This window comes from Nocardiopsis sp. TNDT3 (genome assembly GCF_003427465.1).
GTDB classification, from domain to species: domain Bacteria; phylum Actinomycetota; class Actinomycetes; order Streptosporangiales; family Streptosporangiaceae; genus Nocardiopsis; species Nocardiopsis dassonvillei.
Window position 1 is genome coordinate 1 of sequence record NZ_QPFC01000154.1, and the last position, 11,031, is coordinate 11,031.

At 73.0% G+C, this 11,031-nt stretch carries 8 protein-coding genes; 3 read left to right on the plus strand and 5 right to left on the minus strand.

Going from position 1 to position 11,031, the window contains the following annotated elements; translation table 11 throughout:
• The 4 genes from DQW06_RS04255 to DQW06_RS28840 form a co-directional block, all read right to left on the minus strand.
• On the minus strand, positions 1-1,123 hold a 1,123-nt coding region (locus tag DQW06_RS04255), incomplete at its 3' end, for a PAS domain-containing protein (RefSeq protein WP_117197996.1).
• A 152-nt stretch (positions 1,124-1,275) separates the two neighbouring features.
• The gene (locus tag DQW06_RS04260; RefSeq protein WP_013155169.1) at positions 1,276-1,977 is read right to left on the minus strand and encodes a metal-dependent transcriptional regulator; all 702 of its coding nucleotides are present in this window, start codon (positions 1,975-1,977) and stop codon (positions 1,276-1,278) included.
• Positions 1,978-2,361: 384 nt separating this feature from the next.
• Positions 2,362-3,015 (minus strand): pyridoxamine 5'-phosphate oxidase, encoded by a 654-nt coding sequence (pdxH, locus tag DQW06_RS04265; protein WP_013155170.1) that lies wholly within the window; start codon positions 3,013-3,015, stop codon positions 2,362-2,364.
• A 51-nt stretch (positions 3,016-3,066) separates the two neighbouring features.
• Entirely contained in the window at positions 3,067-6,654 is a 3,588-nt protein-coding gene (locus tag DQW06_RS28840) for an ABC transporter substrate-binding protein (protein WP_157983338.1), read from the minus strand.
• A 227-nt stretch (positions 6,655-6,881) separates the two neighbouring features.
• On the opposite strand from DQW06_RS28840, the gene serC reads away from it, so the two are divergent.
• Both serC and DQW06_RS04280 read left to right on the plus strand, forming a co-directional pair.
• Positions 6,882-8,012: a phosphoserine transaminase gene (serC, locus tag DQW06_RS04275; RefSeq protein ID WP_071622806.1), complete on the plus strand. Its 1,131-nt coding sequence runs from the start codon at positions 6,882-6,884 to the stop codon at positions 8,010-8,012.
• A 92-nt stretch (positions 8,013-8,104) separates the two neighbouring features.
• Complete coding sequence (locus DQW06_RS04280) at positions 8,105-9,106, plus strand: glycerophosphodiester phosphodiesterase family protein (RefSeq protein ID WP_013155174.1); 1,002 nt, start codon at positions 8,105-8,107, stop codon at positions 9,104-9,106.
• A gap of 4 nt (positions 9,107-9,110) precedes the next feature.
• Here DQW06_RS04280 and DQW06_RS04285 read toward each other — a convergent pair whose 3' ends face one another.
• Positions 9,111-10,172 (minus strand): hypothetical protein, encoded by a 1,062-nt coding sequence (locus DQW06_RS04285; RefSeq protein WP_013155175.1) that lies wholly within the window; start codon positions 10,170-10,172, stop codon positions 9,111-9,113.
• Between the two features lie 92 nt (positions 10,173-10,264).
• On the opposite strand from DQW06_RS04285, the gene DQW06_RS04290 reads away from it, so the two are divergent.
• Positions 10,265-10,990, plus strand: a complete 726-nt coding sequence (locus tag DQW06_RS04290) for a 3-keto-5-aminohexanoate cleavage protein (protein ID WP_013155176.1) — start codon at positions 10,265-10,267, stop codon at positions 10,988-10,990.
• Positions 10,991-11,031: the final 41 nt, after the last annotated feature.

Below are 11,031 nucleotides of genomic sequence, written 5' to 3' on the forward strand. Positions count from 1 at the left end.
CGCCGATGACCAGGCCCACGCGTCCGGCGGAGAGCGGGATGGCGTCGTAGAAGTCCCCGCCGATCTGGGTCTGGACCCCGTACCCGTCGGAGCGCAGCGGTCCCGCGGGCAGGTAGCGGTGGGCCGCGGTCAGCCCGTCCAGCCGGGGCAGGCTGCTGGGCAGCAGGCTGCGCTGGAAGGCCAGCGCGGTGCTGCGCTCCTGCTCGAACAGGCGGGCGTTGTCGATGGCCAGGGCCACGCGGGAGGCGATGGCGCCGACGAGGTCGCGGTCGAAGCCCCCGTAGGTGCTCTTCTGCCGCGGGGAGAGCCCGGACAGCGCCAGGGTGAGCACGCCCAGCACCTCGCCGCGGGCCCGCAGCGGGGCGGCGATGGCGGAGGTGACGCCGACCTGGCGCGAGACCTGGTCGGAGCGCGTGCTGGGCGAGTTCTCGAACAGGTACTCGCTGCTGACCACCGTCTCCAGGCGGCGCAGGGCCTGGGTGACGAAGTGGCGTTCGGGGTAGCGGACCTCGTCGCCGACCTCGAACCAGGTGCGCGGCGGGGGCGTCCACCCCTCGGCGTGCACCGACACCTGTCTGACCAGGCGGTCGCGGTCGTAGAGGTCGATGAAGCAGTGGTCGGCGAACTGCGGCACGAGGATGCCCGCGACCCCCCTGACCGTGGAGTCGAACTCCAGGGAGCTGGTCAGGCGGCTGCCGATGCGCTCCAGCAGACCGTACTGCTCCTCCACCCGTCCGCTGCGCAGGGCCTCCCTGGCGATCAGGGTGATGCCGTCGATCTCGCCGGCCTCGTTGTGCATGGGCACGGCCTGGGCGCGCACGTGGATCCAGGTCGAGTCGCCCCGGAGCACCGCGAAGGTGCCCTCCCACGGCTCGCCGCGCAGGACGCGCCGGGCCAGCTGGGAGGCGTGCTCCCGGTCGGACTCGTGGATACCGATGTCGAGCAGGGAGAGGCCGACGTAGTCGCGACCGCCCACGAACCCGAACAGCTCGCGCGCGAAGGGGTTCCAGTAGCGCAGGAGGCTGGCCCGGTCGATGACGACGATGGCGATCTGCGCCTGGTCCGCCACGGCGGCCGCGGCGAGCGCGTCACCCTTGGGGAAGGGCTCACCCCACCGTGTCATCTAGCCGCCACCTCGCCGTCATGAGCTGCATACATGCCCGCTCCGGGTACCCCGAACGACCGCACCTTGGAGCGAGCGTAGCAACACCGTCAACGTTCCCGCAGCGCAATGTGACAATCCTGATGAGCAACCAATCAACGCGTCCGTACGGTTCACGGCTTGGCGACGAAGATGTGCCCGGCGACGAGCGCCGAGAGCTCGGTTTCCCCGGTCTCACCGTCGGTCACGCGGACCCCGTCGTCAGAGGCTCGCAAGACCACTTCCTGTCCCGGTTGTACCCCGGATCGGCGCAAGGTGAGCATGATGTCGGCGTCCGACTGGATCTGCTCGCTGATACGCCGCACGGTGACCGTGGTCTCGCTGTTCCCGGCGACGTCGATCATCGGGACGATCGAGTCGTCGGTGAAGGGCTCGGGGGAGTAGTCCTCCAGGCCCAGCTCGTCCAGGCCCGGGATCGGGTTGCCGTGCGGGCACACCGAGGGGGCGTTGAGCAGCGTGACCAGACGCTCCTCCACGGCCTCGGAGATGACGTGCTCCCAGCGGCAGGCCTCGATGTGCACGTCCTCCCAGGGGAGTCCGATGACGTCCACGAGCAGGCGCTCGGCGAGCCGGTGCTTGCGCATGACGTGGGTGGCCAGGCGGCGCCCCTCGGCGGTCATGACCAGGTGCCTGTCGTTCTCCACCCGCAGCAGGCCGTCGCGCTCCATGCGGGCCACGGTCTGGCTCACCGTGGGGCCGCTCTGGTGCAGGCGTTCGGCGATACGGGCCCGAAGCGGGACGATGCCCTCCTCTTCGAGCTCGAAGACCGTACGGAGGTACATCTCCGTGGTGTCGATCAGCCCGTGTGCGGTCAAGTCTCCCCTCCCAAGGCTCTGTGCCCGGCGCGCGGTCACGACGGGCACGGCGGGTCTCTCACAACACAGGCCGGGGCGACGTGATTCCCAGGGGCCGAGTGGGGACCGGGGCGTCCGCAGGACCGCGGGAGCGACCACCGATACACGCAAGCATATCGTGGCGCGGGGCGCCCGGATTTCTGCCCGGTCTCACGATGCGGATACGTTCTCCCCCTGCGGCAAGGGCACTTGGTCACGCAGACGGGGGCCTTCCAGCCCACCGCGTGCGCCGGAGGGGCGTCGGGCCGTCGCCCACCTGCGGGAACCGCCCCCGAACTCCCGTACGAAGCGGCCAAGATCACTCCCGGGAGCGGCGCGCGACGAGCGCGTCACCGGACGGCCCGGTCAGGGCGCCAGGCGCTCCACGCTCCAGGAGCCGTCGGGTTCGCGCAGGTAGCGGAACCGGTCGTGCATGCGGTCGGCACCGCCCTGCCAGAACTCCACCTCGCTCGGCACGAGCCGGAAGCCGCCCCAGTAGGCGGGCCGGGGGATCTCCTCCTCGGCGGCCCAGACCGTGTCGAACTCCCGGTAGAGCCGGTCGAGTTCGGCCCGGTCCGCCACCGGCCGCGACTGGCGCTCGCTGGCCCAGGCACCCAGCTGGGAGCCGCGCGGACGCGAGGCGAAGTAGCGGTCGTTCTCCTCGTCGCTGAGCCGCTCCACCCGTCCGGCCAGCAGGACCTGGCGCCGGATGGCGTGCCAGGGGAAGACCGCGCTGGCGCGCGGGTCGGCCTCCAGGGCCCGTCCCTTGCGCGAGGTGTAGTTGGTGAAGAAGCGCAGTCCCGTGCTGTCGTAGCCCTTCATCAGCACGGTGCGGGCGCGGGGCATGCCCGAGGGCTCCACGGACGCCAGGACCATGGCGTTGGGTTCGGCCAGTCCGGAGTCGTAGGCCTCGTCGAACCACAGGTGGAACTGCGTCATGGGGTGGTCGGCGAGGCCGGAGCGCCTCAGGGGCGCGCCCAGGTACGGTTTGCGCAGTTCGGCGGGGTCTTGGTGGTCCACACGGGGCATCCTCTCGTGTCGGGTGCCGCGCGCGCCACCCGGACCCGCGCGTCAGGCGCACGCCGGTCCGGGGTCGACCGTGCCCGTGCTGACCTGGCCGCAGGCGGCGATCACGTGCTGGCGTTCGCCGTCCGAGCCCAGTGGGCCGACCACGACGAGCTGGACCATGCGGTCGCGGTACCAGTTGCCCTCGGAGGGCTCCCCGAAGCCGAGATAGCCGGAGACGGCGGACAGGTTGTGCGTGCCCTGGATGTTCTCCACGAGCGCCTGCTGCTCCTGCTCGTACCCGGCGTCGGTGCCCAGGAACGGCGAGGGCCGCTCGGTGGGCGCGGCCGAGGCCTCCCGGGGCCCGTCGCTCTGGGGGAGGGGGTGGGAGATGCCCCGCAGCGCGCGTGAGACCACCTTGAGCGCGTCGTGGGCGACGGCGGCGTGGGTGATCGAGGGCATGCCGCCGTCGGCCGCCACGGCCTCGGCGTCGGTCCCCCGCTCCTCCCCGGTCTCCTCGTCCTCCTCCTGGCCGTTGTAGAGCTCCCCGATGAGGGCGTCGGCCTCGGCGTAGAAGGCGCGCTCGCTGCCGCGCGTGTACTGGCTCCAGGCGCCGCTGGCGGCGAGCGGGGTGTAGAAGACGGGGTACCCGGAGGCGTGGCCGAGCGTCTCGGCGTGGTCGGTGACGAACTTGGCGATGTCGTCCCCGCCGAGGATGTCGACCCCGGCCTCCACGCACATCCCCTCCTCCTGGATCTGGTTGTGGAAGTCCATGAAGTCGGTGGAGCGGCCCGCGAAGTAGATGACGTCGGGCGGGTCCTCGGCGCACACCCGCGACAGCTGGTCGGCCTGGGTGGGGCCGCCGTCCTGGTAGGGCAGCACGCCGGGGAAGGGGTCGGCGCCGCCGTCGGCGAGGGTGACGGGGTGGGCCTGCCCGCCGTCCGTCCAGGGCTGGCCGCCCAGGGCGCGGAAGGCGTTCATGAACCGCACCGCCAGGTGGGGGCCGTAGCTCTCCCCCTCCTGGTTGTCGGCGATGGCCACGGCGGTGCGGGCGGGGCCCAGCGACTCGGGCTCCTGCCCCTCGACCAGCCCCTCGCCCGTCCACGGCACGCCGCGGTAGGCCCACAGGGCGGCCTGGTCGGCCAGGCGGGTGTTGGAGGGCGCCACGGGGAAGAAGTACTGGCTGTACTTGCCCGAGGTCTCCATGGCCACGTCGTCGAAGGTGGCGGTGGTGCCGACCATGGGGATCCGGGCCCCGCTGAGGACGCGGACGGCCTCGGTGTTGGGCTGGACGCTGTGGCCGAAGCCGACGGCGGCCACCGGCCGGTCCATGCCCAGGCCCTCGTCCTGGGCGCGTTCGACGATCGTCTCGGCGGTCTCGCGCGCGTACCGCCAGCCCTCGCCGGTGTTGGCGATCAGGATCTTGATCCGGGGCAGGGAGGCGTCGCCCGAGGCGTTGTGCTCGGCCTGCTGGTGGGCCAGGCCCAGCAGCTCGCCCTGGACCCCGGCCAGGGACAGGTCGCTGCCGCCGGTGGTGCTGAGTTCGGCGACGTAGGCGATGGTGACGTGGTTCTCGTCGTCCTCGTCGATCCGCTCGTTCTGCTCGTGGATGCGCTCGGTGACCTCGCGCAGGCGCTCGTGGAAGACGAAGTCGCCGAAGGTCACCCCGACGCAGTCCTTGCCGTGCCGTTCGATGCCCCGGGGCGTCCAGACCCCGCCCGACGCGCACGGGTTGAAGCGCTCGGCCACGACCGGGCCGACCACCCACAGGGCCAGGACGGCGACGGCGGTGGCCGCGGCGGTCGCCGTGGCCGCGACCCCGGTGATCGCACCGGCGGTGAGCACCCGGGCGCGCTCGGGCGGGTCGGGGTTGCCCGCCCAGGCGGAGGAGTCGGCCGGGATCCGCAGGGTGAGCAGCCGGGAGCGGCCCAGCACCCCGGCGGCGTGGCGCTCGCGCAGCCACCGCGACACCGCCTCCTCGGGGCGGCTGCCGTTCTCGGCCTCGGGCAGCGTGGGGTAGCGGGAGACGTCCACCCGGTCGTCCACCAGCGGCCGGGTGCCGCGGTCGCGCACCTGCACGACGAGCAGGGGGTCGGGGAAGGCGCGGCGCAGCCGCTCGTCCTCGATGAGGCGGACCAGGTAGCGGCCGACCCGGTCGAGGCGGTCCTGGTCCACGAGGAGCACGGGGCGCTGGCGGCGCCCGCGGCGCGGGGAGAACGGGCGGCGCCCCGGGGAGCCGCCGTGGGTGTGCGCGAGGTCGTCGAGGAAGGCGTTGACGGCGAGCCGGTGGACGCCGGGCGGACGCTCTCCGCGCGGGCGTTCGGCGGTGTCGTCGTCCTTCCCGCGCTCGGGCCGCTCCTGCGGGGGCACGACCGCGACGACCGCGTGCCGTCGGCGGCGCGGGGCCAGGGTCGCCCACCAGCCGTCGTGCGCGGGCGTGGTGTCGGGGCGCTCGGGAGGGCGGCCGCCACCGGCCCCGCCGGGCTCACCGCGTTCTCCGTCGGCCCCGGGGTCGCGGACGAGACGTCCGGTGAGGCGTCGGCGGTTGAGCAGGTTGAGGACGTGGACGCCGCGGGCGCGGTGGTTGCGCGGGACCGACTCCTTGTCGTCGCTGGCGGCCTGGGTGTCCACCACGTACCGGTGGTGGTTGAGCCAGCGGTAGGAGCGCCAGGGCAGGACGAGGAAGAGGCCGAGGCAGGCGTAGACGACCGCCAGCAGCAGGCCCACGCCCAGCGTGACCAGGTTGTTCAGCCCCTGGAGCACGAGCCCGAAGACACCGGCGACGACACCGCCCAGGATGACGGGCGCGGCCAGGGTGGCGAGGTTGAGGAGGAAGCCCCAGGGGGTGAGCACGTGTGTGTCGGCCTTGCCGAAGGTCACCCGTCCGGTGAGGCGGGCGACGAACACGGCGGTCCGCTGGAAGGCGCGGTCGTAGAGGCCGCGCAGGCCCGAGCGCAGGCGGTGGGGGTAGCGGCGCACGGCCCCGGTGCCGTCCGCCGCCCGGTCGGCGCCGCGGTCCGCGCTCCGGCCGTGTTCGAGCTTGGCCCGGCTCAGCTCGGCGACGACGTAGATCTGCGCCTTGGCGTTGGCGTCGAGGTCGGCCTCGTCCTGGACGACCTCCTCCCCCGAGACCGCGGAGCGGATGGCGCCGAGCCTGCACACGCGCAGCCACAGCAGGGAGCGCAGCCGCGCGAAGCGGGGCCAGGGCGGGGGCCTGCGCCCGCGCTCCTTGGCGGGCCGTACGGCGTCGGCCTCGGCCAGCAGGCCCGACATCAGGTCGTAGAGCTCCTCGGTGGTGGCGTGGGCCTCGTGCGCCCGGGACCGCGCCCCGGGCGCGGGGGCGTCGGAGGGGCGCGGGGGCAGACGCCAGACCGGCTGGTCGCCGCAGCGCTCGGTGAGCACCCGCAGCAGGGCCTCGCGGTCGGCGCCCTCCTCCAGTTCCAGGTCGAGCACGGGCGGGGGCTCGGCCACGTCGCCGCGCTGGGCGCCGCCGCGGTTGCCGACGGGGAGCCTGCGGGCGGCCCGCCGCTCCATCCTGCCCATGAGGCGGGTGTCGGCCCTTGTGGGGCGTACGCGCAGGGCGTCGAAGACCCGCAGGAAGGCGCTGCCCTCACGCCCGCGGGCGGTCTCGGGGTCGGTGCTGCTGTCGGCCACGTGTGGACGCCCCTCCGTATCGCGCGTCGTGTTCTGGCGTTCCCCCCGAAACCCCTCCCATAAGACCGCACTCCTAGCGGAAAATGCACCTGTATGAATGGAAATGCGACTGGCCTATACCGGCCAGAACCTTTGGGAACGTGACATAGCGCCCGCTTCCCCGCTTCATTTCAGGAGCCCCAACAGCGGCCCTGACCGGCTCCGCCGCCTCCACCGCCACTACGCTGGTGGTCGTGACCGACGAGATTCAGATCCCCGCGAACCTGCTGCCCTCCGACGGCCGTTTCGGCAGCGGCCCGTCCAAAGTCCGCCCCGCCCAGATCGAGGCCCTGGCCGCCTCCGGCTCCCGCTACATGGGCACCTCCCACCGGCAGAAGCCGGTCAAGTCCCTGGTCTCCCGGGTCCGCTCCGGGGTGAGCGAGCTGTTCTCCCTCCCCGACGGCTACGAGGTGGTCCTCGGCAACGGCGGCACCACCGCCTTCTGGGACATCGCCGCGCACGGCCTGCTGCGCGAGAAGTCCCAGCACCTCGCCTTCGGCGAGTTCTCCAGCAAGTTCGCGAAGGTCGCCAAGGGCGCGCCCTGGCTCCAGGAGCCCACCGTCATCAGCACCGACCCGGGCAGCCACGGCGAGCCCGCGGCCGAGGCCGGCGTGGACGTGTACGCGCTGACCCACAACGAGACGTCCACCGGTGTGGCCGCGCCCATCAGGCGCGTGGCGGGCGCCGACGAGGACGCGCTCGTCCTCGTGGACGCCACCAGCGGCGCGGGCGGCCTGCCGGTCGACATCGCCGAGACCGACGTCTACTACTTCGCGCCGCAGAAGAGCTTCGCCGCCGACGGCGGGCTGTGGCTGGCCGTCATGTCGCCCCGGGCCCTGGCCCGCGTGGAGGAGATCGCGGCGAGCGGCCGCTACGTGCCGGAGTTCTTCTCGCTGCCCACGGCGATCGACAACTCCCGCAAGGACCAGACCTACAACACCCCGGCCGTGGCCACGCTGCTGCTGCTCGCCGAGCAGCTGGAGTGGATGAACGGCCAGGGCGGCCTGGAGTGGACCGTGGCGCGCACCGCCGAGTCCTCCTCGGTCCTCTACGACTGGGCGGAGAAGTCGCCGGTCGCGACGCCGTTCGTCACCGACCCGTCCAAGCGCTCTCAGGTGGTCGGCACCATCGACTTCAGCGACGACGTGGACGCCGCCGCGGTGGCCCGGGTCCTGCGCGCCAACGGCGTGGTCGACACCGAGCCCTACCGCAAGCTGGGCCGCAACCAGCTGCGCGTGGCCATGTTCCCGGCGATCGACCCGGACGACGTGCGCGCGCTCACCGAGTGCGTGGACCACGTGCTCACCGAGCTGTCCTGACCCGTTCGCCCCGCGTTGCACAATGGAGGCCGACCCGCGTCGGGTCGGCCTCCCCCTTTTCCCGGCATCTCGCTTCTCAGGACGGTTCGGCTGTGCGCAGGAACAAGAAGGAACCCCCCATCAAGATCATCTCGCACCGCGGTGCGTCGGGGCACCGCCCCGAGCACACGCTGGCCTCCTACGAGCTGGGGGCCCGGCACGGCGGCGACTTCATCGAGATGGACCTGGTCTCGACCAGGGACGGGAGGCTGGTCTGCCGCCACGAGCAGGAGATCGGCGGGACCACGGACGTGGCCGAGCGCCCCGAGTTCGCCGACCGGCGCACCACGCGCACCGTCGACGGGCGCGAGGTGACCGGGTTCTTCGCCCAGGACTTCACGCTGGAGGAGATCCGGACGCTGCGCGCGGTGGAGCGCCTCCGGGACGTGCGCGCGGACAACGCCGTGATGGACGGGACCTACGGGATCCCGACCCTGGAGGAGGTCATCGAGCTGGCGCTGGCGCTGACCAAGGAGCTGGGCCGCCCGATCGGGATCTACCCCGAGACCAAGCACCCCGCCTACCACGAGGCGCAGGGCCTGGAGCTGGAGCCGGTGCTGATCCAGGCCCTGCGCGAGGCGGGGCTGACGGGCCCCGAGCCGCTGGTGCCGGTGTTCCTCCAGTCCTTCGAGGCCGACAGCCTGCGCAAGCTGGCCGTGACGGAGCTGCCGCTGGTCTACCTCATGGGCTCCGAGGAGCGCTGGCTGCACCACACCACGCCGGACGGCCTGGCCGAGGTGGCGACGTTCGCGCACGCGATCGGCCCGGCCAAGAGCCTGGTCGTGCCCGTGGAGGACGGGGTGCTCGGGGAGCCGACCGACCTGGTGGAGAACGCGCACGCGGCCGGGCTCCTGGTGCACCCGTACACGTTCCGCAGCGAGAACCACTTCCTTCCCGCCGAGCTGCGCTCGGAAGGCGGACCGGGCGACTACGGCTCCTTCGCCGCCGAGTACGAGGCCTTCTTCGAGGCCGGGGTGGACGGCGTGTTCACCGACTTCTCCCGGCACGCCTTCCTGGCGCGCGAGCACTTCCTGGACCCGCAGCCCGAGGGGTAGGGAGTCAGCCCCGTCGGGCCAGCAGGACGATCGCGACGATGACCAGGGCGGCGACCGCGCCGCCGCCCACGATGAAGGGCAGCGCCCCCCGCGTCTCGGGCTCGACGGTCCCGCCCTCCCCCGCGGGCGCCTCCCGCGCGGCGACCTCCCGCACCGGGGGCTCCTCGGCGAGGTAGCGGTCCTCCAGCGGGATCCGCCAGACCGGCGCCCCGGGTCCCTCGGTCCCGGCCATGAGGGCGGTGCCGTCGGGGGTGAAGGCGATGGCCTCGCCCTGGTCGGACTCGGGCAGGTCGAAGGCGCCCAGGGAGGAGCCCGGCACGCCCCCGGTGGCGTCGTAGACCGTGGCCCCCCAGTAGGTGCGGACCACGTAGCGGCTGCCGTCAGGGCTGAAGGCGGCGTCGGTGGCGAACAGGGGCGCCGAGTCGATCCGCTCCAGGATGTGCTCGGCCCCCGGTTCGAGCTCCTCGGGCGCGGCGTACAGGCCGCCGGAGAACTCCTTGGTCACCACGTACATCCGGCCGTCGCGGGGGTCGACCATCAGCGACTCGGCGTCGCGTCCCCCGTCCTCGTAGGTGAAGGTGAACACCTGCGGGTCGACCGCCGTGTCGGCGAGCGCCCCGGGTTCGGGGAAGCGGTGGACGCTGACGTCGGGCCAGCCGCCGTCGAAGTTGTCGCCGATGTCGGCCACCAGGACCGACGGCGTCCCGTCGGGGGCCTCGGCGACCGTGATCGCCTCCCAGTCACGGCGGTCCAGGTTCAGCGTGACCGTGGCGAGGGTGTGCCCCTCCTCGTCGACCGCGTACACCTCGTTCAGGTGCTCGCCGCTGTCGTTGTGGGTCCACCACACGCCTTCGTGCAGCAGGGAGGGGGCGATTCCACTGGACTCGGAGATCCTCGGGTCCTGGAACTCGAAGGCGATCTCGGAGCCCTCGGGCCCCTCGCCTCCGCGGGGGTAGTCGACACCACCGGTGCCGGGGTCGCTCGGGTCCTCGGGGAAGGCCAGGGCCGGGGCGGCCGGGAGGGTCGCGAAGAGGGCTGCGGCGGCAAGAACGAGCGGAGTTCTCATGACCGACATCCTGCCAGGGAACGCCACGGATGGCTTGTACCCGTGCGGTAACGGGCACATTGGGCTTACGGAGCGCCGTTAGGAGGGCACCCATGAGGATCGTCGCCTGTCTCAACGGGGACCGCCGCCCCGGAGCGCACCCCGCCCTGCCCGTGTCCGTGGACCAACTGGTGGCGGACGCGCACGCGGTGGTGGCGGCGGGCGCGACCGAGCTGCACCTGCATCCGCGCGACCCCACCGGGGCCGAGTCGCTGGCGCCCCAGGTGGTGGGCCCGCTCATGGAGCGGCTGCGCGCCGACGGACCGCGGGTGCCGGTGTCGCTGACCACGTCGCTGTCGGCGGAGTCGGATCCGTGGCGGCGCTACGACCTGGTGCAGCGCTGGGCCTCGTCGGCGCTGCCGGACTCGGTCACCGTGAACCTGCACGAGGCGGGCTCGGTGGACCTGGCGCACCTGCTGGAGGACCGCCGGATCGGGGTGGAGGCCGGGGTGTGGACGGTGGAGGCCGCGCGCATCCTCGTCGCCACGAAGCTCAGGGCGGCGGCGGTGCTGGTGGAGCCCACGCAGGTCGCGGTGGAGGACGCCCGGCGCAACGCCGAGGCGATCTGCTCCCTGCTGGACCGGGCGGGGGCGAACCAGCCGCGGCTGCTGCACGGGGCCGACGCGACGGCCTGGCCGGTCCTGGAGACGGCGGTGGCCTCGGGCTACGACATCCGGATGGGGCTGGAGGACACCATGCGGCTGCCCGACGGCGGGGAGGCGCACGACAACGCGGACCTGATCACGCGCGCGGTGAGCCTGGCCTCCGCCTCCGCGTGACCCGGGGACGGCGGGGAGAGCGGCCGGTGACCGAGTCCGGC

Coding starts and splice junctions, on each gene's coding strand:
- DQW06_RS04285 (WP_013155175.1), bottom strand. CDS start 10,172: ATGAGAACTCCGCTCGTTCTTGCCGCCGCAGCCCTCTTCGCGACCCTC.
- DQW06_RS04290 (WP_013155176.1), top strand. CDS start 10,265: ATGAGGATCGTCGCCTGTCTCAACGGGGACCGCCGCCCCGGAGCGCAC.